This is a genomic window from Flavobacterium sp. F52, assembly GCF_000278705.1.
Taxonomy (GTDB): Bacteria; Bacteroidota; Bacteroidia; order Flavobacteriales; family Flavobacteriaceae; genus Flavobacterium; species Flavobacterium anhuiense.
Window position 1 is genome coordinate 238,803 of the sequence record NZ_AKZQ01000006.1, and the last position, 25,432, is coordinate 264,234.

The window sequence follows — 25,432 nt, forward strand, 5'->3', positions numbered from 1 at the left end:
TACACTAATTTTTTTACAAATTGTAGTATTTTTAGCAAAATATCGACAACGAAAAGCATTTAACCGTTAAACGAATACGCATCAAATAAATTAACCTGAATCTGCTTATTTATAGCAAAAAAAAAATGCGTTACAACCGTAACGCATCCTTTAGTATAAAGCAAAAAATTATTTCTTGTAAAACGGTAATTTCACCACTTTAGCAGGAACATCATTTTTTCTGATTCTAATAAAAATATCGCTGTCAACTGCACTGTTAGCAGTTGTAACATATCCTAAACCAATTCCTTTGTTCATAGAAGGAGACATAGTTCCAGAAGTTACAATTCCGATTACCGCTCCAGAACCATCAACAATTTCGTAATCGTGTCTTGGCACAGCGCGCTCTTGCATTTCAAAAGCAATTAATTTTCTTGTAACACCTGCTTCTTTCTGCTTTTTAAGCGCCTCAGAATTAGTAAAATCTTTAGTGAATTTTGTAATCCATCCTAAACCAGCTTCAAGAGGAGAAGTCGTATCGTTAATATCATTTCCGTATAGGCAGAATCCCATTTCCAAACGTAAAGTATCACGAGCAGCAAGACCAATCGGTTTAATGCCAAAAGCAGCTCCAGCTTCAAAAACTTTATTCCAGATAGCCTCAGCATCTGCATTTTTGCAGTAAATCTCAAATCCGCCAGAACCAGTATAACCAGTAGCAGAAATTATAACATCGCTAAAACCAGCAAAATCGCCAACCTCAAAATGGTAATATGTAATCGCAGACAAATCCACAGAAGTCAAAGACTGCATAGCTTCAACCGCTTTTGGACCTTGAATTGCCAATAAAGAATATTCATCAGAAAGATTCTTCATTTCAACTCCCAAATCATTATGAGAAGTAATCCAGTTCCAGTCTTTTTCAATATTAGAAGCATTTACAACCAGTAAATACTCCTCTTCTTTCATTTTATAAATAATCAAATCGTCAACGATTCCGCCTTCATTATTTGGAAGACAAGAATATTGTGCTCTTCCAATTGTTAAAGTTGATGCATCGTTTGAAGTCACTTTCTGAATCAAAGCCAATGCATTTGGACCCGTTAACAAAAATTCACCCATGTGAGAAACGTCAAAAACGCCGACACCATTACGAACCGTTTCGTGTTCAGCATTAACCCCTTCATAAGTAATAGGCATATTATAACCAGCAAAAGGAAGCATTTTAGCCCCTAAACCTTCATGTATGTGCGTAAGCGCAGTATTTTTCATTGTGTTGTTTTATAAAATTGTTTTGCAAATCTATTCAAAAAATATCAAATTAAAAGAGCTTAAATTATAAATTTCGCAATAATTAGGAGCTATTTCCTGCTATCCGCTATATTCCCGATCAACAAAAACTACGGCTAAAAAGCCTTGTTTTTCTAAATCGGGAGATGCCGCTACTATCAGCGCTAGGGGCGACAGTTTCAAAAGAAGAATCATGATTTCAATTTTTTATGTAATTTTATTGTATAAATATAGTCTAGATGAAATCACCGTATTTAATTAATAAAGAAGAATTTCAGAAATTATATAAACCTATAAATCCTCAAACTCACAAAGGAACACAAGGTCATGCGGTGATTATTGCTGGAAGTTACGGCAAAATAGGAGCGGCGGTTTTGGCTTCAAAATCCTGCCTCAAAACAGGTTGCGGACTCGTAACAACTTTTATACCCAAATGCGGTTATCAAATACTTCAAATTTCTATTCCCGAAGTAATGACTGTAACCGATGAAAACACCAATTTCATTACCAATATTCATTTGCCGCTAATTCCACAAGCCGTTGGAATAGGTCCAGGAATAGGAAAGGAGCTCGGAACACAAAAAGCGTTATTTGAATTTTTAAGAGTTAACAAAGCGCCTTTAGTCATAGATGCCGATGCGTTAAACATCATTTCTGAAAATTTATCATGGTTAGAATTGGTTCCTGAAGACACGATTCTAACACCGCATCCAAAAGAATTAGAACGCTTGATAGGAAGGTGGAATTCAGAAGCCGATAAATTCCAAAAAACGATTGCTTTTTCTGAAAAATATAAAGTGATTGTGGTCATGAAAGGGGCACCAACCTACATTATCAATAGAACTTCTGTCTACGAAAACACAAGCGGAAACGCCGCCCTTGCCACAGCAGGAAGCGGTGACGTTTTAACTGGAATTCTGACAAGTCTTCTAGCGCAAGGATACGAACCCAAATACGCTTCCAAAATGGGCGTCTACCTCCACGGATTAACAGCCGATTTAGCTTTACCCAAAACGGGTTATGAATCTTTTACGGCTTCGACAATTATTAAGTATTTAGGAAAAGCTTTTTTGAGTTTAGAAGTTTAATGCAAAAGTTATTGTAACGCAAAGAGCGCAAAGGTTTTTCGCAAAGTTTTTTGAGTTTGCTTTGCTTTTTAAGATCACAAAAAAATATTCTCATTTTTGTCATCCTGAGCGAAATCGAAGGAACGCAAAGATATTCTTCAAAGTTTAGTTTCTTTATCAAGCTACGTGTGTCCCCTCGACTTCGCTCAGGGTGACAACCCGATGCGTTACTATATAATTAAATCTCTGTGAACTTAAAAAGCAAAGCAAACTCAAAAAAAACTTAGTGCTCTTTGCGTAAACCTCCGCGAACTTTGCGTTACAAAAAACTTCACAAGAAGAAAAAATCTAAAATCTACATTCTACAATCTAAAATCAAAAATTGTAAGTTTGTAATATGAAAAATTTCGACTTAAGAACAGTAAATGTCATGCGTTATATAACGCCACTGCGCGAAGGCGGTTCTTTACCCGCTTTAGCAGAAGCCGATGACGATTTTAAATACGTATTAAAATTCAGAGGCGCCGGACATGGCGTGAAAGCCCTGATAGCCGAATTAGTCGGCGGACAAATCGCAAAAGCCTTAAAACTGCAATTACCAGAATTAGTTTTCGCAAACCTTGACGAAGCTTTCGGAAGAACCGAAGCCGATGAAGAAATCCAAGATTTGCTGCAAGGAAGTCAAGGCTTAAATTTGGCACTTCATTTTCTATCAGGAGCCATTACTTTTGATCCTGCTGTTACCACTGTCGATGCTAAATTGGCTTCGCAAATTGTTTGGTTAGACGCATATATCACAAACGTAGATAGAACTTTCAAGAATACCAATATGCTGATTTGGCATAAAGAATTATGGCTGATTGATCATGGAGCATGTTTGTATTTCCATCATTCTTGGAATAATTGGGAACAACACGCTAAAAGTCCGTTTGCGTTGATAAAAGATCACGTTTTACTGCCTCAAGCTTCACTTTTAAAAGAAGTCGATGCTGAGTTTAAAGCGATTCTAACGCCAGAAATTTTAGAAGAAATTGTCAATACAATTCCATTAGACTGGTTGCAATGGGAAGATGCGGATGAAACACCAGAAGGATTGCGAAACGTTTATTTGCAGTTTTTAAAGACAAGATTGGAGAATTCAGAAATATTTGTAAATCAGGCGCAAAATGAAAGATAATCACTTATACGAATATGCTGTGATTCGTGTTGTGCCAAGGGTAGAACGCGAAGAATTCCTGAATATCGGAATCATTTTGTTTTGCAAAAAAGCCAAATTTATAAAGGTTCTTTTTCATTTAAATAAAGAAAAAATACAAGCACTTTCTGCCGATTTCGACATCGAACAATTAGAATGCAATCTGACTTCATTGGTAAAAATCGCCAATGGAGCCAAAGATGGCGGTCCAATTGCTGAATTTGAGATTCCAGAGCGTTTTCGTTGGTTAACGGCCATTAGAAGTTCTGCAATTCAAACCTCAAGACCTCATCCGGGATTAACTCAGGATTTGGAGAAAACCGTTCAGCGTTTGTTTGAGGAGTTGGTTCTTTAAAAAGGGACTAAGATTCTAAGGTTTTTTAGTAGAGGCGCATAGCAGTGCGCCTATTTATTTGCCATAGATCAAAAGGATTAAAATGATTTTTGTTTCACGCAGATTTTGCAGATTGAAGCAGATTTAATTTAATTAATAATCTAATTTTAAATCTGCTTCAATCTTTTTAAATCTGTGTGAAAAATCTTTGTGCTTCAGCTCCCGATAGCTATCGGGATTGCTAGATTAAAAGACTTCGTGTCTTAGCGCCTTTGTGGCAAACAAAAAGCTACTAGAAAGAACCACAAACATTACCGCCCAAAGTAGGTCCTGCATTTGCAGAAATATCAGCTTTAACAGCTGTTTTGTCCAATTTCACGATAGAATATGGCGGAGTAAAAGCCGTACCGCTTCCAGCTTGAGTTCCCGTTACATTTGTAAATACATTATCTGTAGCCGTAACCGCCGTATAACCGCTCATTAAATCGATTGGATTTTTCACGCCTTCAAACACATTGCTTTCTACGCGAATATTTGCTTCAAATCCTGCGGCAATACATTTGTTGCTAACGGTGCTGTTAAAGAAACTGTTTACAATATGCACTTGTCCAAAACGAACTCTAGGCATTCTTTCTTTACAGCCTGGAGCCCACCAGCATCTTGCAAATGTGATTCTTAGTTTTCCGCGGTCACCAGTTGCACCATCGCTAGAACCAATTAAATTAGAAAATCTATGATCGTCAGTTCCGCCAGAACCTCCTGCTTTTGGTGGTTTTAGGTAATGGAATTTAGAATACGTAACCGAAATATAATCTGATTTGTTTTTGATGTCAAAGTTTCCGTCTACGCCATCTCTGAATTCGCAGTGATCGACCCAAACGTTTGTACATTCATCCAAAATGGCATTATCCCAACCATCCGTGTCATAAGCGCCAGGACCTTCAAAAATAAGGTTTCTGATGATGATGTTTTTGCATCTTTTGATGTTGATAATTCCAGAAGCATCTTTGGTCTGGTTTGTCGAAACCAATTTTGCTCCGCTAGCACCATAAATCGTTTTTCCAGTCTGATCCTGAAATGACAATCTTGTAGTAACTGTGATTGTTCCTGAAACTCTAATCACTTTTACAGAAGTGTTTTCAATAGCCGATTTAAGCTGAGCGTAAGTCGTAACTGTGGTTTCGGCAGCAGAACCACCGCCAGTTGTGCCTCCGTTTAGCGAAGCCCATCCAGGAACCTCAGCGCAATTTCCGATTTTAGCTGTCGGATTGGTTGCAGAAGCATCAATCTCAGTTTCGTTTGTTGGTTGAATACTAGCTTCTGTGTTTGAAGCGATTTCTTCGGAGTTACATGCCGTAAATCCGAAAATCAATGCTGCAGCGAACATTGAAAGTTTTGATTTTAAGTTCATAATTAAGTTTGGTTATTTAAAAAGTTTAACAACGCAAAACTCAATATTATTTGTAGGAAAAAAGTTGAACAAGTTCAAACTTTCGTAAAAAAATCTATGAAATATGTTTTTTTAACAGTTCTAAATTTACAAAAATGTATTTTATGTCTATTTTTACGTAATCGATTACATTAATTTAAGCCCCTAATTAATAATGAGTTGAAAAAACAAATTTAAACCTCACAAAAAACCACAAAAACCACAAGATGTACAACCTACTACGAGCAAACATTGAGCGAAAGATTCCGCTCACAGATGAAGAATGGGACATAATTGTTTCAAAAGCAGAACTCATCAAACTAAAAAAGAATCAATTCCTACAAGTTCAGAATTCGAATAGCAGTTACGAAGGATTTATTTTGAAAGGTTCATTCAAAACCTACATTTTAAACGAAAACGGAACAGAAACCGTCATTTTCTTCTCTTTCGAAAACGAATGGATTTGCGATCTGGAAAGTTTTTACCACCAAAAACCAACCACATACAACATTAAAGCTATTGAAGACAGCGAAATAGTAGTTATCAATAAAATGCAAAAAGCGTATTTATTTGCCGTAATTCCAAAACTTATTAAGTTTCATGTTTTAATGATAGAACGAGCCAATGTAGCTATTCAGCAACGGCTTTTGGATGTGCTACATAAAACCTCAAAACAGCGTTATCTCGATTTTAAGGAGCGTTACCCGCAAAAGATACGTTCGATAAATAATAAGAATTTGTCTTCGTATTTAGGTGTTTCGCACGAGTTTCTATCGAAGATTAAGAGAACGGTATCTTGATTTGAAGGATCAAAGGTACAGAGTAACAAAGTGACAAAGGTCTTCTGTAGAGACGCACTGCAGTGCGTCTAACGTTGCGTAAAAAATCTCGCAATCCCGATAGCTATCGGGATTGCGAGATTAAAAAAATAGCGAACCTTGCGTAATTCTCAGCGTTCTTAGCGGTTAAACTCTCAAATACTTTTCTCCAAATAAATAAACTCCAAAGGTTCTGCAGAAACCGTAGTATGAATTTCACTCTCAGGAAAAGCTTCACGTTTTCCGGTATCTACATAACCATGACGTTTGTACCACGCCACAAGCTCTTCGCGAACCGAAATAACCGTCATAATAATACTTGACAAACCAAGGGATTTTGCATGATTTTCGGCCTCGGCTAAAAGCTTTTTCCCGATTCCGCTGTTTTGAAGTTCTGGCGAAACCGTTAGCATTCCTAAGTACAATTGATGTTCTTTTTCTACCAATAAAACCGAACCAATGATTTTGTCATTTTCTGTAAATTTCAGAATCGTATTTTTTGGATCAAGAAAGATTTCGGTCATTTCCTGCTCGTCTGTTCTTTTTCCTTCTAGTAAATGCGCTTCGGTTGTCCAGCCTTTTTTAGAAGTTTCGCCTCTGTAAGCGGAGTTGATTAAAATCGTTAATGCTGGAATATCTTCGATTGTTGCTTTTGTAATCATATATTTTGTAAAATGTGAAATGTGAAATGTGAAATGTAAAATGTAAAATTACAATTTGGGGCGTAATGAAAAACAGGATTTTAAATTTATGTAAGTAAATATTTAAATAAAATTCTAGAAATTTGTATGAAACACAAAATCAATAAAGTATGAGCAGAATACACTTATTTGAATTGAAGATCAACAATGGCTTACCGAATTTATTAGAAATTACATGACCGATTTTCTGCAGTTTCTTTCTAATAAAACTGCGATGTATAGAGGAATTGTTCCTGTAATTGAAAAAGCTTTAAAAGAAACCCAAACCAACCAAATTATAGATTTGGCTTCGGGCGGTGGCGGTGGATTGATTTGGTTAAACGCCGAATTGCGAAAAAACAATCCCGATTTAAAAATTCTGCTGACGGATTATTATCCCAATATTCCTGCATTCGAGCATACTCAAAAACAAGCCGATAATTTCGATTTTGTAAAAACTTCCGTCGATGCCAGAAACGTTCCCGAAAACTTAAAAGGACTTCGAACGCAATTTTTATCCTTTCATCATTTTAAACCGAAAGATGCGCAACAAATTCTGCAAAATGCAATTGACACAAACAGTTCGATTGCTATTTTTGAAGGGCAGGAGAGAAGTGTTCCAAGTATTGTGGCGATGCTACTTTCGCCGATTTCCGTTTTGCTGACAACGCCATTTATCCGTCCGTTTAAAATGGGCAGAATCATTTTTACGTATTTAATTCCAATTGTGCCCATTTTGGTTTTGTGGGATGGCGTAGTTTCGTCTTTAAGAACGTATTCTGTTGACGAAATGAACGAATTGATTTCTAAATTGAATAATAAAGATAATTTTAATTGGGAGGTTGGAAAAGTGAAATCTGGACCTGCGAAGATTTTGTATTTGTTGGGAACTAAAAAATGAATTGACTAACAGCTTTAGCTGGAGGCAATTGATTTTAATATTGTGCGCATTTGCTAGCTTGATAGAACTAATTGTTTTTCCGTGATTCAATCAAATCTAAACGATTTTGAATTCGTTCAATAATATCTAAGTCATCATCACCATGAATATCTCTTATATTATAATTCGGATTTCTAGGATCAGTAGTTTTCTTAAATTCATTAATATTGAGATTGAACAATGCCTGTCCAAATCTCTGACTTGGATTCTTTTCTAAATAAGATTCTATTAACTCAAGGATAAGTTTATGCTCTGGTTTCATATGATTTTTTTTTACTTAAATCTTCGAAAAATTGTATTGGATCATTTAAAAATTTTGTAGCATTCGAGGCTCTAATACTTTTGAAAATATCCTCTAAATTTGGTTGAAAAATTTCTCCCTTTAAATCAATTAAAATGAAGTGATTTTTTTTGCAAAGATTTAAAATAGATTGCAAGACCTCAGTAATATTGGAAACTTTTCTTAAATCAATTCGGAATTTAAAACTTTCAATTTTTAATTTATCATCACTTAAACAAATACAAGCATCATTATCTTCTTCATTTTGTTCATTTCCTTTCCAGTTTAAATAAGTTTCATTTCCCCAATCAGCTTTTGGGATAATTTGATCAAGTTCATAAATGATAGAAGGGATGTCGCTATTAAAATCTTTCCAAAAGGAATTAGTTTCTGGTAGAAATTTTGTTTTGTTGTTTTTAAAAATGCATTCGTAATTACTGTCGATTGAGTCTTCTGGAACTACGATTAAAAGATGTTGCCAAACTGCCATTTCTGTAAACGGTATTTAATTTTATTACTCAAATATTCCCCAAATATATCTATCGTCTACAATTGCATTGGGGTTTTCGCTTACTTTTTCTAAGAAAAGACTGAAGTTGTCATAAGTTCTTAGCTTATAAATTAATTGTTGGCCTTCATGGTTTATAATTATTTTCCAGACTCTTCTTTTGTTAATAGTAACCATAGTTCTTCTCGCTTCAATAATTGCGGAGAGAGGATACTTAATTACAGGCTCATTTGATTTTATTAGGTATAAATTATTTTCATCGAAGTAAAAAACCGTAGTGTTAAAGATGAATTTTTCTAAACCCCAGAAAAATGGTGTCGGTGCTGATAATCTACATAGAGTCCACAAATCGAGACCTGTTCTTTTCTTAAATTCTATCGCTCTTTTTTCTCTATAGTAATCAACCCAAGATTGAACTTTCGGGTAACAGATAAGAGAAATAATAATTAATGCTAAAAAGACCAGAACAATGTTTGTACCCATTTTAAATTTTATTGTTTTTTAATCAAACATAATCAAATTTTAAAAAGAAAACCACAGAGAAAGTATTTTTTAGATTTATTGAATTGTAAGTTTGAAAAACAATAATTTACGTGAAATATGAAATACGTATCTTACAAAAACAATTTTGTTTTTTACTGAAAATTGAGTTTCGTTTAAGAATTTTAAATATCTTTGAATTATGAGTACAGCAACTAAACCAAGACATATCGGCAGAAATATAAGCCGTATCAGAGAGCTTAAAGATATGAAACAGGATGCATTGGCATTGGCTTTAGGCATAAGCCAGCAGATGGTTTCGAATATTGAAAACAGCGAAACGGTTGACGAGCAAAGATTAATTGAGATTGCAAAAGCTCTTGACGTTTCTGTTGAAGCCATTAAAAACTTTTCGGAAGAAGCGGTTTTTAATATTATTGGAAATACCATTCAAGATAATGGTACGCTTTCAACTACCACGGGTAATTACAATTGTACTTTTAATCCTTTAGATAAAGTTGTTGAGCTTTACGAACGTTTGGTGCAAGCTGAAAAAGATAAAGTGGAGTATTTGGAGAAGTTATTGAACGGGAAATAAATGTTTGAAGATATATTATAACTAAAAAAGAGATCTTAAAATTTAAGATCTCTTTTATTTATATTCCATTGCTAATGCGACCGAGGGGATTTGTATTATGTCAATATTGATCAATTTCAATAATTTCCGTTGCTGCATTTGGTTTTCCTGCCGTATTTTGGTCAATAAATTTTATTGCCAATAAATTACCTTCCTTTATGTAACCCCATCTATTCCATCCTTCATCAAAATTATTAACTGATAGATAAAATTGTTTGTTTTCTTCATTTTGAGCGAACATAAAAGTTGACATTCCATATCCCTTATCTTCGGGAATGTGATAAACTCTTACTATTTCATATCCTTCGGCAACTAATTCTTCTATATGTTCTTTGTCATAGACATTTTCGGTTTTATCTGAGATAAACCATGTTACGCTATGAATAGGATTGTCAGCTATTTCGCAATTATAAAGTTTAGACAAAAATTCTTGGTTCTCAGGATTATTTATTGTTTCAGTTTTTAATTTAGAAATTATATTAAAATAATGTACAGATACAAATAGAAGATAAATATTAATTATATTATTAGAATATTTGAATGAAGGATTAATTATGAATACTAATTCTTTTACAATTTTATTAGCTTCTACACAGGCTGTATCAAAATAAGATTCGTTTGTGAATATATAATGAAAAATATTTAGTATTTCAATAATTATACTTTCAATATCCTCTGAAGAGGTATACTTATATTCGATTTTTCTTTTTAAAGCTGTTGCTCTAGAAATCCCAATAATTCCATTCCAGAAATCCTCAGATTTCCAATCAGCAGTTTGCTCAATTATTTTGTCATATTCTCCAAGATAAATTAAGGATAGATAATATAGCTTAATTACTGTATAGCTGAATTTTTTGTTTGATATACTTGGATTATGAAAATTATTATCAATTAAATACTGTAAATAAACTAATGAATCTTGATAATCATTATTTTGAAAATATCTAATTGCAAGGGATAAATTTATTCTTGGAGAGTTTGGAGAAAAAGAATTAGCCTTTAAAAGATAATTTAATTCATTAGGAATATCTTTTAAAGCTCTGAAGATTCTAGAAAAATGAAATAATAGTAAAGAATCATTATTTTTATATCTGATGATTTCATTGAATCTATCTTTTATAGTGACTAATTCACCATGATTAGAAAATTGACTACCCGTTTTGCTTAAACATTTATTAAGATCAGTAATCAAGCCATATGTTGAACTTTCAATATTTTCGGGAATATATTCGTCGTCGAATTCGGATAGCCCTAATTGTTTTATTCTAGTCGATTGTTCTAATATTTTATTCTTTCTTTTTTTTATGTCCTCAGTTATATTATTTCTAACTTCAATGTTTTTAGGATTAGTCAAAAGCAAATCTCTAATTGAATCACTTAATTTATATGAATCATTTCCAAATTCATCAATGCTTCTAATTATTAAACTTGTTTTTGCTAATTCATTTATTGATTCTATAATTTCATCTTTACTTATTCCAATAAAATCCATTAAGTCTGATTTGTTTGGATTTCCAATGGCGTAAATTGCTTCTAGTATTGTTATTGAAGTAGATTTTAACGACTCAATTAAATTTTTATACGAAAAAGAAGCAATGTCTTTTTGCGATTTATTTATAGATTGAGAAATATCGCCTTCTTTTATATATAAATCGATAGTTAAACGGATCGCTAAAGGATTATTATTAGCGGCATCAGCAATTTTTTCTAAATCTTCTTGCTTAAAATCGACTACACCTCTCTTTTTTAGATAATTTCTACTTAAATTAACAGCATGTCTTTTAACTAGAGGTTCTATTGGTACTGTAGTAGCGGAATCAATAGAAATTCGGCTAGTCACTAATACTCTCCATTTTAAAGGTAAAGACTGATTAAACTCAATAAATTCTTTAGAAGAATCAATAAGAAGCGTTTCTAAATTATCGATGCAAATTAATATTTTTTCATCTTCCAATTTTTCTAAAGCATCTTGAAATGAGACTAAATGATTTTTTGAATAAATTTTGTTTAAGTCTTTTAATATTGATTCTTTTATTTGCTCAATTCCATTTATAGCATCAATTGCCTCAATACCATTCGCAGTTAGCTTTTCGTTTTTTAATGTACAAAATATGATAGAGCTTAATTTTGATGACCATAGGGGACTTAAACTTAAGTCTTTTAAATACTGCAATACTAATGCTGTTTTTCCAATTCCACCCGGAGCAACTATTGCAATAAGATTGTTACGTTGTTTAGATAAAACACTTTCTAAGTCTTTAAATTCTTTATCTCGACCTAGCAAACCAGTAATTTCATGATCAAATGTTGTCGGAAGTGTATTAGGAATAGCCCAACTAACATTGTCAAGCCACTCATCAGGCGGTGTATTTAAGTTTTCTTCAATTGCAGAGTTTAAAGCATTCCTAACAGAAGTTAGATTTAGTTTTTCGATTAAAGGATCACTTGCAATCGTTGCAGTTCTAAACCAATATGAATCTGGAAAAGGTCTATTAGGGTGACTAACGGCATTTCGGATATTGAATATCCCTAAAAGAGAACAAAGCTGTTTTAATTCAACCATGTGAATATGTAAACTTGTTCCTTCAGTTATATTTATTGCAAAATTGAAAATTTCATCAAGATAACTAGCTTCAATTATTAAGTTAAAGTCTCCTTTATCAATCACATTGCCTCTTGCTTTTTCTCTCTCAATAATTGAATCAATAGATGTTTCAGGTATCGTATTGATAATTTCATTGTCTATAATGTAATTACCGAGTGATAACTCAAGTTCATATACAATCATAGCTGTTTTAATTCTTAGCTTTTGGGTAGCATCCATTGGTTTAATTGTATGGTTATTAAGGTTAGAAATAAATTTGTTTGGTTTCAAACTTAAAAATTTATCTTACAAAAAACAAATGATTAAATGAAATTCAAAAGCCACAAACTACATAATATAACTGTAATTTGTGGCTTTAAAATTTTATAGAGAGAATGTTACTCCAAGAAAGCCTTCAACTCCTCATAAGTCCCAATCTTCGTACTAACTTTCTCCTCATTAATAACACTCTCAATTTGAGCAGGAATAGGAAGCGTAATTTCTAGCGCCGGTTCAACAACATCTAAGAATTTAATAGGATGCGCCGTTTCTAAGAAAATACCAATAGTGTTGGGGTGTTTTTCCAGTTCTTTTTTCAAACCTAGATAACCCACAGCACCGTGCGGTTCTGCAATATAACCATCTGCGTTGTAAATTTTCTTTAGAGCTTCAAGCGTTTCTTCGTCAGTATAACTATAAGAAGAAAAATCTTTTTCGAAAGCTTTTAAATCGTTGTTGTACAATTCCTGAATTCTAATAAAGTTGCTTGGGTTTCCAACATCCATTGCGTTAGAAATTGTTGCTTTAGAAGGTTTCGGGTCGTATTTTCCGTTTTCTAAGAATCTTGGTACCGTGTCGTTTACGTTTGTAGAAGCAACGAAATGTTCAATTGGCAAACCTAATTTCTTTGCCATAATTCCGGCGCAGATATTTCCGAAGTTTCCGCTTGGGCAAGAGAAAATTAAAGGTTTGTTTTGGCTTTTCAACGCTTTGTAAGCAAAGAAGAAATAAAACATTTGCGGTAACCAGCGCGCAATATTAATCGAGTTGGCAGAAGTCAGGTTTTTGTGCGCCAAAGTTTCATCCAAAAACGCTTTTTTCACCATATCCTGACAATCGTCAAAAACACCGTCAACTTCAAGCGCTTTAATGTTTTGCCCTAAAGTCGTCAATTGTTTTTCCTGAATATCGCTCACTTTTCCAGACGGATATAAAATGACAACATCAACACCGTCAACGCCTAAAAATCCGCTCGCAACCGCGCCACCAGTATCTCCGGAAGTCGCTACTAAAACCGTGTTTTTAGAATCTTTTTTGTCTTTGTTGAAATAACCCAAACAACGCGACATAAAACGCGCTCCAACGTCTTTAAACGCCATTGTCGGTCCGTGGAATAATTCTAAGGAATAGATTCCGTTTTCGACCTTCACAACCGGAAAATCAAAAACTAAAGTTTCAGCAATGATTTCTTTTAATTTTTCTGCTGGGATTTCGTCACCAACGAATTGTTTAATCGCTTCAAAAGCAATTTCTTCGTGGCTTAAACTTTCAATTTTATCAAAAAATGAAGGATCAAGCGGTGTAATGCTTTCTGGGAAATATAATCCTTTGTCAGTTGCTAATCCTTGTATAACAGCTTCCTGAAAAGAAACTTTTGGGGCATTATGGTTTAAACTGTAGTATTTCATTATTTTAGATTTTTGATTTTAGATTTTAGATTTTTTGGAACGTAAATTCCAGTGCTAAAATTCCAAATTCCAATGGTTTGTGTTGTAATGTTTTCAGCGCATTTTTGTCATTTCGACGTAAGGAGAAATCTTCGTAAGTAACTCCGCAATGTTTAGCCAATCTTTGTCGAGCTTCTCGCGAAGATTTCTCCTTACGTCGAAATGACAAACTGTATGGTTATGTTTTGTGTCTATACTTTGCGTTGGCTTCGACGGAGTTTATCCTGAGGAACGAAGGGCTCAGCCTGACAAACAGTGCGCATAATTTTTAATTCTAAATTTTTAATTTTTAATTGAATCAAAGAATCCTAACTCCATCTGGATTAATCTTCGAAACATGAATTTCATACGGTAAATTCATTTTTTCGTAAACGTCACTCATGGCTTTTGCGATTTTTTCGGCGGTTTCTTTTCCTCGGCTTAAAGCGAAAATCGACGGACCAGAACCTGAAATTCCAGAACCTAAAGCGCCATTTTCGTAAGCCGTTTGTTTGATTTGGTCGAAACCTGGAATTAAAACGCTACGAACTGGTTCAACGATTTCGTCGTGAAGCGATCTTCCGATTAAATCGTAATCTTTGGTGTAAAGACCAGCAACCAATCCGCCGACATTTCCCCATTGCGTGATAGCACTTTTTAGAGAAACGTTTTGTTTTAAAACTGAACGCGCGTCAGAAGTTTTTAACTCAATTTGAGGATGAACCACTGTTGCGTATAATTCTTCCGGACTGTCAATTCTGATAATATCTAAAGGCGAATAGCTTCTTACCAAGGTAAAAGCGCCTAAAAGGGCAGGAGCAACGTTGTCGGCATGTGCGTTTCCGCTGGCTAATTTCTCGCCCTGCATCGCAAACTGAACCAAATCTTTACGGGAATAAGGCCTTCCTAATAATTCATTAATTCCGAAAACCGCTCCGGCAGAACTCGCCGCACTGCTTCCGATTCCGCTTCCGGCTTTTATGTTTTTATAAATTTCGATTTCGAATCCGAAGTCTAATTCATCTAAAGTTTCTAGCATTGCCAAAGCCGCAACTCCAGAAACGTTTTTCTCGGTTTCCAAAGGCAAATCGGCACCGACAATTTTAGTGATTCGAACTCCTTTTTGATCGACTTTTCGAACAATCATTTCATCGCCCGCATTGTCTAAGCAAAGTCCCAATACGTCAAATCCGCATGAGAGATTTGCAATTGTAGCGGGACAGAATAATTTTATTTCCATTTTTTGTTGTTTCAGGTTTCAGGTTTAAAGTTTCAAGTTGCCAAACTTTGTGGGTTTAACCGCAAAGTTCGCAAGGTTTTTTCGCAAAGCACACAAGAAAAAAACAAAGCTTTGCGAACTTTGCGTAGCTCTTTGCGTGCTTTGCGGTTAAACTATAAGCCTGAAACAAAAATTTATATGTTTCCTATTCTAATAACATCTGCAAAAATTCCTGATGCTGTAACCGCTGCTCCAGCTCCGGCTCCTTTGATTAATAAAGGCTGATCTACGTAACGATCTGTGTAGAACAAAACGATATTATCTTTTCCTTCTAAATTGTAGAAAGGATGATCTTTTGGAATAAATTGCAGACCAACGCTTGCTTTTCCGTTTTCGAATTGCGCTACATATTTCAGTCTTGAATCTTTGGCTAAAGCTTCTTTGTAAATGTTCTCGAAATGAGAAGCGTGTTTGATTAACGAAGCAAAGAAATCATCGTTGTTTGTTGTTGCTAAACATTCTGCTGGCAAGAACGATTCGTTTGCAATGGCGTCGATGTCCATTTCGTAACCGCTTTCGCGAATAAGAATCAGGATTTTACGCGCTACGTCGATTCCGCTTAAGTCGATTTTAGGATCTGGTTCTGTGAAACCTTGAACTCCAGCTTCTTTTACCACATCGTGGAAAGAATTGTTTTCGTCAAAATTGTTGAAAATAAAGTTCAAACTTCCAGATAAAACCGCTTGAATTTTATGCACTTTATCACCAGAAGCAATAAGGTTTTTTACTGTATCAATAATTGGCAATCCCGCACCAACATTCGTTTCAAATAAGAAAGGAGCGTTGTATTGACGAGATAAGCTTTTTAGTTTTTTATAATTGTCATAAGCAGATGAACAAGCAATTTTGTTGCAAGTTACAACGGCAATACTTTCTTTTAAGAATTTCTCGTATGCTTCAGAAACCGTTGCATTTGCTGTAATGTCTACGAAAATGCTGTTACGTAAATTCAGTTCTTTTGCTTTTTTAATGAATTCTTCTATACTTGCTGGTGCACCTTCGCTTAAAGCGGTATCCCAATTTTTTAATGAAATTCCGTCTTCGTCAAAGACCATTTTTCTTGAGTTTGATAAAGCAATTACGCGAACGTTGATCTTTAAATTATCTTTTAAAAACTTCCTTTGGTTGTGAATCTGTTCGATGAATTTTTCGCCCACATTTCCAACTCCCATTACAAATAAGTTCAGCTGTTTTGTGTTTTCTTCGAAGAAATTTTCGTGTAAAGTGTTCAATGCTTTTTTAACATCTCTTTCGTTAATTACAGTCGAGATATTTCTTTCAGAAGCACCTTGCGCAATCGCACGAATGTTTACGTTGTTTTTTCCTAAAGTACTGAACATTCTTCCGCTTAAACCTTGGTGATTTTTCATGTTTTCACCCACTAAAGCAATAATGCAAAGGTCTTTTTCTACATAACAAGGATCGATTTTGTTCTGAGAAATTTCGATTTCGAATGCTCTGTTGATTGCAGCTTCGGCATTATCAGCATCAGAATTCAAGATTCCGATACAAATAGAGTGCTCAGAAGAAGCCTGAGTAATAAAAATTACGTTGATTTTTTCTTGAGACAATACTTCAAACAAACGTCTTGACGAACCCGCAACTCCAATCATTCCTGGGCCTTCAAGTGTTAAAAGCGAAATATGATCAATATGGCTAATTCCTTTTACAACAGTATCTTTTGATGAAACCTGATTCGAAATTAAAGTTCCCTCAGCTTCTGGCTCAAAAGTATTTTTGATTAAAATCGGAATGTTTTTTCTTAAAACAGGCTGAATTGTTGGCGGATACAACACTTTTGCTCCAAAATGCGACAATTCCATCGCTTCTTGATAAGAGATAGTAGCAATTGGCTGCGCTTGTTTTACAATTTTAGGGTTTGCAGTAAACATTCCATTTACGTCAGTCCAGATCTCCAATTGTTCAGCATTGATTGCTCCCGCGATAATTGCAGCAGTATAATCAGAACCTCCGCGTCCTAAAGTAGAAGTGATTCCGTCTAAAGTTTGTGCAATAAATCCTGGCAGGATATTGATTCTAGATTTGTTTTCAGCAAAATATTCTTGAATTAATTTATTAGAAACTTCGAAGTTAACAGCTGCTTTTCCGAAGTTGTTATCTGTTTTAATTAATTCTCGGCTGTCTTTGTAAACCGCATCTTTGCTGATTTGCTGATACGCTTGAGCGATGATGAAAGACGAAAGCAGTTCACCAAAACTTAAAATAGTATCGGCAGTTCTTGGAGACAATTCGCCAAGCAAGAAACAGCCGTCTAATAAAGTTTCTAAGTGATTTATGATGCGTTTTACGTGGCTTAACAAACTGCTTTGTTCGCTTACAGGAATCAGTTCTTTAAGAGTGTCAAGGTGTTTTTTCTCGATTTCAGCAACAACTTCTCTAAAGCTTTCGTCGTTTGCTGCCGCTTTTGCCGCTGCCAATTGCAGTAAATCAGTTACTTTACTTAAAGCAGAAACTACTACAACTAATTGATCTTGCTTTGCTTTTTGGTTAACAATGTCGAGAACGAGTTTTATATTTTGAGCATTGGCTACCGAAGTTCCGCCAAATTTTAATACTTTCATTTTGTGTGATATTTTTTCTTTTGCAACTATTTTTTATGTATTCATTACCTTTCTTCTTTTTAGAAAAAAAGTATATACGAACTGGATTATATGTAAAAATGTATACCCCTAAGGGGTAGTAGTTGTTGTAGTAGAAATAATGGTAGCAGCAATTGCAACTCCTGTTTGAGTTGTAATAATTGTAGAATGATATTTTATGCTGTTACTTTTCATTTTTGATTTTTCAAAAGTACAGTTTTTTACAAGAGTTAAAAACATAAAAAGCTTTTTTACGAATATTTTAATAATTCAAATCTCTATAAATCAATATTGAGTATTTGTTAAAATTGGATATGTTAAATTGATGTTTTGCTATATTTTGGACAGCGTTTTTTGAAGATTGAGCCCATGCAATAGATTGATGTTTAGCCCAAAAAGACATTAATAATGGAACAAAACGATATATTTTGATTAAAAAAGACATTGAATCTATGTTAAGAGTTCTTGTTGAAATTTTAATTATTGTGATAAAATGTTGCTTTTTAATATTGATTTGTTGAATTTTGGCGTTTAAAATTTACAATCATCATGAGAGAGATCCATTATATAAGTTCGGAAACGATCACTTTAGAAACATTACAAGAAGTTCTAAGTCAGAATAAGATACTTGAATTGTCTGAAGAAGCTAAAGTAAATGTTCAGAAATGCCGTGATTATTTAGATAAAAAAATGGCATCGCATACGGCACCGATTTACGGAATCAATACAGGTTTCGGATCTTTATATAGTGTAAAAATCTCTAATGAAAACTTATCTAAACTTCAGGAAAACTTAGTAAAATCGCACGCTTGCGGAACAGGTGAGGAAGTTCCAGCTGAGATCGTAAAGATGATGCTTCTGCTAAAAATCCAATCTTTAAGTTACGGACATTCTGGCGTTCAGTTAAAAACACTGGAGCGATTAGTTGATTTCTATAATAATGATATTCTTCCGATAATATATACTCAAGGTTCACTTGGGGCTTCTGGGGATTTAGCTCCTTTGGCGCATTTATCTTTACCTTTAATAGGAGAGGGAATTGTATTATTTGAAGGAAAAAAGGCTGCTTCTGCTGAAGTTTTAAAACATTTTAACTGGGAACCAATCGTTTTACAATCAAAAGAAGGTTTGGCTTTATTGAACGGAACGCAGTTTATGAGTGCTTATGGAGCACATATTTTAATTAAAGCGTATAAATATTCGTATTTGGCAGATTTAATCGGAACTATTTCTCTGGAAGGTTTTGATGGAAGAATTGAGCCATTTAATGAATTGATACATTATATACGTCCGCATAAAGGACAAATTGTAACGGCACAGCGAATTACTGAATTCTTGGAAGGAAGCGAAATTATTGCTCAAGAAAAGAAACATGTTCAGGATCCGTATTCTTTCCGTTGTATGCCACAAGTTCACGGAGCTTCAAAAGACGCGATTGATTATGTTAGAAAAGTATTCAAAACTGAAATTAATTCGGTAACGGATAATCCTAATATTTTTATTGAAGCGGATCAGATTATTTCTGGTGGAAATTTCCACGGACAGCCATTGGCATTAGCTTTAGACTTTTTGGCAATTGCTTTAGCTGAATTAGGAAGCATTTCAGAGAGAAGAACCTATCAGTTAATTTCTGGTTTGCGTAATCTTCCTGCATTTTTGGTTGATAATCCAGGCTTGAATTCAGGATTTATGATTCCGCAATATACAGCAGCAAGTATTGCAAGTCAGAACAAACAATTGGCAACTCCGGCGAGTATTGATAGCATTGTTTCGAGCAACGGACAAGAAGATCACGTGAGCATGGGAGCAAACGGAGCGACAAAAGCCTTACGAGTTTTAGATAATTTAGAGCGTATTTTGGCGATCGAGTTGCTAAATGCTTCACAAGCCATTGCTTATAGAGAGCCTCTAAAATCAAGCGATTTTATCGAAATGTTCTTAAACAGCTATAGAGAAGTGGTGCCTTTGGTAAAAGAAGACAGAATTTTACATAATGACATAGAAAACACTGTTTTATTCCTTTCGAGTTTTCAAATTGAAAACGATTTGTTAACAATGGCTTAACACTGGAACGTGTTATTGAAGGTAATTTTGCACTATCAAAAATAAAACAATGTCAATAAACAGTATTTTCCAATTTTTAGTGCCGAAAGACAAAAAATTCTTTCCACTTTTTGAAGAGGCTTCAAGCAATTTAATTGAATTAGCTTCTAACTTACACGAAGCTGTAAATTTACCATTAAAAGAAAGAGAGATCCTTTTTCAAAAAATTGACGAATTAGAACAAAAAGGAGAAGACATTACTCGTCAGACTAACTTAGAGTTAAGCAGAAACTTTATTACTCCGTTTGACAGAGAAGATATTCATACGTTAATTACTTCAATTGATAACGTTGCAGATTACCTTCACGGTGCATCTAGCCGTATGAGATTGTATCAAGTTGATAAGATTACAAAATCTATCAGAAAGATGACAGAAATCAACCTTGAAGCTTGTCAAAACATTGACAGTGCAGTGAAAGAGTTGAGAAACCTACAAAACTTTAAAGTTATTAAAGATGCTTGTGCTAGAATCAACAAACTAGAAAACAAATCTGATAACGTTTATAACAAAGCAGTTTTTGAAATTTTTGAAAACGAAACAGATGCTAAAAATATTATTAAATATAAAGAAGTGTTATCTGTTTTAGAATCAGCAACAGATAAATGTAAGAGTGTTGCGAACATACTAGAATCTATTTCTGTAAAACATTCTTAATTCAATTTTTCAATCTGAAGTTATAATCTTATGACTATACTTATATTAATTATAGTACTTGCCTTAATTTTTGATTACATCAATGGTTTTCATGATGCGGCAAATGCTATTGCGACTGTTGTTGCGACAAAGGTTTTGACACCTTTTCAGGCGGTAGTCTGGGCAGCATTTTTTAACTTTCTGGCGTATTGGGTTTTCGGATTTGGTGTTGCAGATACTGTTGCTAAAACAGCGCACACCATGGAGATTAACCTAGTTGTAATTTTGGCTGGAGTTATCGCTGCGATCTGCTGGAATTTATTGACTTGGTGGTTAGGAATTCCTTCAAGTTCTTCACATACACTTATTGGAGGTTTTGCGGGAGCGGCTGTGGCACATGCTATCGCTGTACACGGTTTCTCTGGTTATGTTGGAGAAGACGGAGCAACTCACTATTGGTATGAAATTGTAAGCTGGTATAAAGCCGGAAAAGATGGTGCGATGCCCTCGGGAGTTCTTATTATCATTGCATTTATCGTCTTAGCGCCATTATTAGGAGCATTAGCTTCTTATTTAATTTCAATCTGGCTTTTAAATGCTTCTCGTAAAACTATCGGTCCTAAAATCTTTACTGCAGCTTTAATGATTGCTACTATTGTTTTTGTATACTACCAAATGGTGCCTTATGAAAAAATTGAAAAACCAAGATTTGATTCACATTTCTGGAGTGTTGCTTTTGAAGCTCATAATATTAAATGGTTCTTAGTAGCTTTTATTATCTTAACTGTAAGTGGTTTTTGTTTACTATTCAGCAGTTTAAATCTTCATCAAGCAGATGCGGCTTTAAAGAAAATGCAATTATTGTCTTCTGCGGCATTTAGTTTAGGTCACGGAGGAAATGATTCTCAAAAAGTAATGGGAATTATAGCTGCGGCTGTAGCAGTTTATATCAATACAAATCCAGGAGTTCATATGGATGCTTGGTTAGATGTTGTGCTTCCAAACGATGATTTAGGAATTAAAGGCGTAATGCCAAGCTGGATCCCGTTGGCATGTTATTCTGCCATTGCTGCAGGAACTTTGAGCGGTGGATGGAAAATTGTGAAAACAATGGGTTCTAAAATCACAAAAGTAAGTTCATTTGAAGGTGTAGCTGCTGAAACTGCAGGAGCTTTAACGCTTTACTTTACAGAACACTTAAAAATCCCAGTAAGTACGACGCACACTATTACAGGTTCTATTATCGGGGTTGGATTAACAAAACGTGTATCTGCCGTTAGATGGGGAGTTACAGTAAGTTTAATCTGGGCTTGGATCTTGACTATTCCAATTTCAGCTATTCTAGCAGGTTTGGTTTACTTCATTCTAAGCGTCTTCATCTAATCTAATAAAATGAATTTTGTAAAATGTGAAACTAAATCACATTTTTGTTAATATAGAAAACCGATTTCAAATCTGAAATCGGTTTTTTTTGTTTTAATTTGTTTTAAAGTAAAAGTATAAAAGCTTTTAGAGGCTATATGAATAGCTAATTTTATAGACTTTTGGAAATAGTTTAATATTTAAAATAATGAAGAGAATAATTGTATTGGTTTTATTGCTGATTGTAAAAACTAGTTTTGCTCAATTAAAGGAAAAAACGTTTAAATATGGTTTTGTCGATCAGACAGGAAAAGAAATCGTTCCTTGTAAATATGATGGTATTTCTGCATTTGAAAATGGTTTTGCGGTTGTACAATTAAAAGGCAAAAGCGGTGTGGTAGATAAAACCGGAAAAGAAGTTATTCGCTGTATTTATGATGAAATAATTAACAAACCGAATTGGATAATAGTGAGCAATAAAAATGCTAAAGCTCAATATTTAGTTAAATCTTCTGATGTTTTGCTAACTAAAAAATACGATGATGTAAAAGCCTTATCATCTGAAATAACAGCTGTCAAACTTAATAATAAATGGGGTTTTATAGATGTGGTTGGAGAAGAAATAAGTCCAAAATATGACGAAATAATTGATTTTACAGATCGATTTGCAGTTGTGAAATTAAATGGCAGATTTGGTATTGTAGATCAGATTGGAAAAGAGGTTGTTCCGCCAACTTATGATCGCGTACAGAATTTTAAAGATGGTGTTGCAATAGTAGAATCTAATTCTAAATATGGAGTAATTAGTGAAGACGGAAAAATTGTAATTCCTGTGAAGTACGATATGAATTTTTATTTTAAAGACAATGTATTAATTGTAAAACAGGAAAATAAATATGGCATCTTAGATAATGAAGGAAAAGAAATTGTGCCAATACAATACGATTTCATGGTTTTGAATGAGGATTTGATTCAAGTGAAATTAGACGATAAATACGGATTGATTGATAAGGCAGGAAAAGAAATCACATCTGTAAAATATGATTTGATTGAATCTTTTAAAGATGGAATAGCTGTGATAAAGTTGAACAGTCAATATGGTTTTATTGACAAAGAAGGAAAGGAAATCGTTACTCCAAAATACGAAAAAGCAGATGATTTTAAAGATGGTTTAGGAGCGGTTAGGATTCAAGTTGGGAAATAAACGAATCCGTAACGAGTAGTTGATTTTGATTCTTTAAAAATTAAAACTTTTGAAGGTTTTTACGGTTATGTCTGCGTTTGTAATGCGTCTGTTTTAATTGGTTTTGATCTTCAGAAATAATACTGATCGTTCCGTCAATTTCTAGCATGGCCAATTTTACATTTTTAAAAAATTCAATTCCGTGTTCTCTCATGGCTTCCTTAAGTTCTTCGTCAGAAATATCTAATCTGCTTAAAGCTTTAAAGTCTAATTTTCCGTCGTGAATTAATACTTCGGGTTTGTCTAATAGTATATTGCTAAGAGTTTTGTACTTACGAGTCAGTTTTTTAATGACAAAATTTATTACAAACAAAACCAAAGCAGCGATTAATCCTCCCGTTAAACTTGTATCAGGACCAACCATTGCGTTCTGAACAGAGTTGCTGATTAATAAAATAAGAATTACATCGGCTGTGTTTAATTGAGAAAGTTCTTTTTTGCCAAATATTCGTAAAGCAATTGTCATGAAAAAATAAACGGCAACACTTCGAATGATTATATCTAAATAAGGAAAAGTCATGTTTTTTATTTTAAAGTTAAATAAAAAAAGCTTTGTCAAAGTTCTAAACCAGAAGCTAAGAAACTTTAATATAAATAAATTAACCATAATCATTGTCATTTCGACGAAGGAGAAATCTCCACAAGTAACTCCGTATCGAAAGGCCAATCTTTGTCGAGCTTCTAACGAAGATTTCTCCTTCGTCGAAATGACAAAAATGCGCAAATTTATGATTTATTTTTTATGAAAGTTTCTTAGACCCTTGGCTCTAAACTTTGACAAAGCTGCTAAATTATTTATACGATATTAAGTTTAAATGAACTTAATTATAATTTAAAATTCTTTTCAATAGCTCTGATCATTTCTCCGGCTACATCTTTGTTGGTTGCGCCTTCAATTCCTTCAAGGCCAGGGGAAGAGTTTACTTCAAGCAATAAAGGACCTTTAGAAGAACGAATAATATCAACACCCGCAACTTTTAGATCCATTGCTTTTGCCGCTTTAATCGCGATCTTTTTCTCTTCGGGAGTAATTTTAATAACAGAAGCTGTTCCGCCAAGGTGAATGTTTGCTCTAAATTCGCCAGGCATTGCTTCACGCTGGATCGCAGCAACCACTTTTCCGTCAATCACAAAACAGCGAATGTCTTTTCCGTTTGCTTCTTTAATAAACTCTTGAACTAAAATGTTGGCATTTAAACTTTTGAAAGCATTGATAACACTTTCTGCAGCTTTTTTTGTTTCAGCCAAAACGACACCTTTTCCCTGCGTTCCTTCCAATAATTTTACAATTAAAGGTGAACCGCCAACCATTTTAATTAAATTGTCTGTATCAAGCGGAGAATTGGCAAATCCAGTAGTTGGAATATCGATTCCGCTATTCAGTAATAATTGTAAAGAATATAGTTTGTCTCGAGATTGAGTTATAGCTGTTGCTGAATTTAAAACAAAAACTTTCAATGCTTCAAACTGGCGTGTTAAAGCACAACCGTAAAAAGTAATGCTCGGACGAATTCTGGGAATAATAGCATCAAATTCGTTTAGAATTTTTCCGCCTCTGTAATGAATCTCAGGTTTCTTGGCATCCAATTTCATGTAACATTCCTTGATATTAAGGAAATGCATTTCATGCCCGCGCATTTCGCCGGCTTCCATAATTCTTTTATTGCTATACAATTCTGGATTGCTGGCCAAAAGACCAATTCGCAAACCGGTTTTTGCTTTTTCTGAGTTTTGATATAATTCTTTTAAAGATTCTGCTGTAGGCTGTCCTAAAAGGTATTTTTGTTCAGGATCTACTAAAACCCTTCCGCTCATAGCTTCGCGTCCTAAAAGCATTCTGAAACCCATAGAATCGCGATTAGTCAAAGTCATTTCGATTGGCCATTTGGCATCGCCAATTTTCAAGCTGGTTTGGATCACATAACGATGTTCTCTAAAACCGCTCGAGCTTTTTACAATTCGCTTGTCGACCAAAGGTGCTTCACAATGAATAATGGTTTTGATATTATTCTGAATCGGATTAATGTCGAATTTAACCCAATTGGCATCATTTTTTATAAAAGGCGCTATGTTTAAAGCGTGCATTGCCGAAGTTTTGGCACCAGAATCTACACGAGCCTTAATTGTCGGGATTCCAAGTTCTGGAAATGAGCACCATTCTTCGCTGCCTAAAATGACTTTGTTTTGAAGCATATTTTGTTTTTTATTATAGAATTTAAATTCAAAAATAGCTATTTGCTTTTACTAAAGATAGTGATTTTTAATAAAAAAAATACCCGTTATG

22 protein-coding genes are annotated in these 25,432 nt (G+C 34.2%); 10 read left to right on the forward strand and 12 right to left on the reverse strand.

What is annotated here, in order from left to right; all coding sequences use genetic code 11:
- Nucleotides 1-168: 168 nt before the first annotated feature.
- The gene (gcvT, locus tag FF52_RS02645; RefSeq protein ID WP_008462704.1) at nucleotides 169-1,251 is read right to left on the reverse strand and encodes a glycine cleavage system aminomethyltransferase GcvT; all 1,083 of its coding nucleotides are present in this window, start codon (nucleotides 1,249-1,251) and stop codon (nucleotides 169-171) included.
- A 257-nt stretch (nucleotides 1,252-1,508) separates the two neighbouring features.
- Between gcvT and FF52_RS02650 the strand changes: the two genes are divergently transcribed.
- The 3 genes from FF52_RS02650 to FF52_RS02660 all read left to right on the forward strand — a co-directional run bounded on the left by FF52_RS02650 (nucleotide 1,509) and on the right by FF52_RS02660 (nucleotide 3,886).
- A complete protein-coding gene (locus tag FF52_RS02650; RefSeq protein WP_008462705.1) occupies nucleotides 1,509-2,357 on the forward strand; it encodes an NAD(P)H-hydrate dehydratase in 849 nt (282 codons plus the stop codon).
- 376 nt (nucleotides 2,358-2,733) lie between these two features.
- Nucleotides 2,734-3,513, forward strand: a complete 780-nt coding sequence (locus FF52_RS02655) for a HipA family kinase (protein WP_008462706.1) — start codon at nucleotides 2,734-2,736, stop codon at nucleotides 3,511-3,513.
- Nucleotides 3,503-3,886, forward strand: coding sequence for a DUF3037 domain-containing protein (locus FF52_RS02660; RefSeq protein ID WP_008462707.1), 384 nt, complete (start codon nucleotides 3,503-3,505; stop codon nucleotides 3,884-3,886). The genes FF52_RS02655 and FF52_RS02660 overlap by 11 nt, the downstream gene beginning before the upstream one ends.
- Before the next feature lie 271 nt (nucleotides 3,887-4,157).
- Here the strand turns inward: FF52_RS02660 and FF52_RS02665 are convergent, their stop codons facing one another.
- Nucleotides 4,158-5,276 (reverse strand): pectate lyase family protein, encoded by a 1,119-nt coding sequence (locus FF52_RS02665; RefSeq protein WP_035690614.1) that lies wholly within the window; start codon nucleotides 5,274-5,276, stop codon nucleotides 4,158-4,160.
- Nucleotides 5,277-5,521: 245 nt separating this feature from the next.
- Between FF52_RS02665 and FF52_RS02670 the strand changes: the two genes are divergently transcribed.
- Nucleotides 5,522-6,094: a Crp/Fnr family transcriptional regulator gene (locus tag FF52_RS02670; protein ID WP_008462714.1), complete on the forward strand. Its 573-nt coding sequence runs from the start codon at nucleotides 5,522-5,524 to the stop codon at nucleotides 6,092-6,094.
- Nucleotides 6,095-6,267: 173 nt separating this feature from the next.
- On the opposite strand, the gene FF52_RS02675 is transcribed toward FF52_RS02670, so the two are convergent.
- Complete coding sequence (locus FF52_RS02675) at nucleotides 6,268-6,774, reverse strand: GNAT family N-acetyltransferase (RefSeq protein ID WP_008462716.1); 507 nt, start codon at nucleotides 6,772-6,774, stop codon at nucleotides 6,268-6,270.
- 214 nt (nucleotides 6,775-6,988) lie between these two features.
- Here FF52_RS02675 and FF52_RS02680 point away from each other — a divergent pair, with 214 nt between their 5' ends.
- A complete protein-coding gene (locus tag FF52_RS02680; RefSeq protein WP_008462717.1) occupies nucleotides 6,989-7,693 on the forward strand; it encodes a hypothetical protein in 705 nt (234 codons plus the stop codon).
- A gap of 67 nt (nucleotides 7,694-7,760) precedes the next feature.
- Here FF52_RS02680 and FF52_RS02685 read toward each other — a convergent pair whose 3' ends face one another.
- Genes FF52_RS02685 through FF52_RS02695 form a run of 3 tightly spaced genes read right to left on the reverse strand, consistent with a single transcriptional unit; the run spans nucleotide 7,761 to nucleotide 9,003 of the window.
- Nucleotides 7,761-7,994, reverse strand: coding sequence for a hypothetical protein (locus FF52_RS02685; protein WP_008462718.1), 234 nt, complete (start codon nucleotides 7,992-7,994; stop codon nucleotides 7,761-7,763).
- The gene (locus tag FF52_RS02690; protein WP_008462720.1) at nucleotides 7,978-8,502 is read right to left on the reverse strand and encodes a hypothetical protein; all 525 of its coding nucleotides are present in this window, start codon (nucleotides 8,500-8,502) and stop codon (nucleotides 7,978-7,980) included. The genes FF52_RS02685 and FF52_RS02690 overlap by 17 nt, the downstream gene beginning before the upstream one ends.
- Before the next feature lie 24 nt (nucleotides 8,503-8,526).
- Entirely contained in the window at nucleotides 8,527-9,003 is a 477-nt protein-coding gene (locus FF52_RS02695) for a hypothetical protein (protein WP_008462723.1), read from the reverse strand.
- Nucleotides 9,004-9,202: 199 nt separating this feature from the next.
- Between FF52_RS02695 and FF52_RS02700 the strand changes: the two genes are divergently transcribed.
- On the forward strand, nucleotides 9,203-9,598 hold the full coding sequence (locus tag FF52_RS02700) for a helix-turn-helix domain-containing protein (protein WP_008462725.1): 396 nt from the start codon (nucleotides 9,203-9,205) through the stop codon (nucleotides 9,596-9,598).
- Nucleotides 9,599-9,698: 100 nt separating this feature from the next.
- Here the strand turns inward: FF52_RS02700 and FF52_RS02705 are convergent, their stop codons facing one another.
- The 4 genes from FF52_RS02705 to thrA all read right to left on the reverse strand — a co-directional run bounded on the left by FF52_RS02705 (nucleotide 9,699) and on the right by thrA (nucleotide 17,788).
- Nucleotides 9,699-12,461 (reverse strand): ATP-binding protein, encoded by a 2,763-nt coding sequence (locus tag FF52_RS02705; protein ID WP_008462726.1) that lies wholly within the window; start codon nucleotides 12,459-12,461, stop codon nucleotides 9,699-9,701.
- A 158-nt stretch (nucleotides 12,462-12,619) separates the two neighbouring features.
- On the reverse strand, nucleotides 12,620-13,909 hold the full coding sequence (thrC, locus tag FF52_RS02710; protein WP_008462727.1) for a threonine synthase: 1,290 nt from the start codon (nucleotides 13,907-13,909) through the stop codon (nucleotides 12,620-12,622).
- Between the two features lie 337 nt (nucleotides 13,910-14,246).
- Nucleotides 14,247-15,167 (reverse strand): homoserine kinase, encoded by a 921-nt coding sequence (locus FF52_RS02715; RefSeq protein ID WP_008462728.1) that lies wholly within the window; start codon nucleotides 15,165-15,167, stop codon nucleotides 14,247-14,249.
- A 173-nt stretch (nucleotides 15,168-15,340) separates the two neighbouring features.
- The gene (gene thrA / locus FF52_RS02720) at nucleotides 15,341-17,788 is read right to left on the reverse strand and encodes a bifunctional aspartate kinase/homoserine dehydrogenase I (protein ID WP_008462729.1); all 2,448 of its coding nucleotides are present in this window, start codon (nucleotides 17,786-17,788) and stop codon (nucleotides 15,341-15,343) included.
- A gap of 567 nt (nucleotides 17,789-18,355) precedes the next feature.
- Here thrA and hutH point away from each other — a divergent pair.
- From hutH to FF52_RS02740, 4 genes are all read left to right on the forward strand, one after another.
- On the forward strand, nucleotides 18,356-19,870 hold the full coding sequence (gene hutH / locus FF52_RS02725; RefSeq protein WP_008462730.1) for a histidine ammonia-lyase: 1,515 nt from the start codon (nucleotides 18,356-18,358) through the stop codon (nucleotides 19,868-19,870).
- 49 nt (nucleotides 19,871-19,919) lie between these two features.
- On the forward strand, nucleotides 19,920-20,564 hold the full coding sequence (locus FF52_RS02730) for a DUF47 domain-containing protein (RefSeq protein WP_008462731.1): 645 nt from the start codon (nucleotides 19,920-19,922) through the stop codon (nucleotides 20,562-20,564).
- 30 nt (nucleotides 20,565-20,594) lie between these two features.
- Complete coding sequence (locus FF52_RS02735; protein WP_008462732.1) at nucleotides 20,595-21,926, forward strand: inorganic phosphate transporter; 1,332 nt, start codon at nucleotides 20,595-20,597, stop codon at nucleotides 21,924-21,926.
- A 187-nt stretch (nucleotides 21,927-22,113) separates the two neighbouring features.
- Nucleotides 22,114-23,109 carry a WG repeat-containing protein gene (locus FF52_RS02740; RefSeq protein ID WP_008462733.1) on the forward strand — a complete coding sequence of 332 codons (996 nt, stop codon included), beginning with the start codon at nucleotides 22,114-22,116 and terminating at the stop codon, nucleotides 23,107-23,109.
- 40 nt (nucleotides 23,110-23,149) lie between these two features.
- Here the strand turns inward: FF52_RS02740 and FF52_RS02745 are convergent, their stop codons facing one another.
- Both FF52_RS02745 and rimK read right to left on the reverse strand, forming a co-directional pair.
- Nucleotides 23,150-23,668, reverse strand: coding sequence for a DUF421 domain-containing protein (locus FF52_RS02745; protein ID WP_008462734.1), 519 nt, complete (start codon nucleotides 23,666-23,668; stop codon nucleotides 23,150-23,152).
- Nucleotides 23,669-23,973: 305 nt separating this feature from the next.
- Nucleotides 23,974-25,341, reverse strand: a complete 1,368-nt coding sequence (gene rimK, locus FF52_RS02755) for a 30S ribosomal protein S6--L-glutamate ligase (RefSeq protein ID WP_008462738.1) — start codon at nucleotides 25,339-25,341, stop codon at nucleotides 23,974-23,976.
- Between the last annotated feature and the right edge of the window lie 91 nt (nucleotides 25,342-25,432).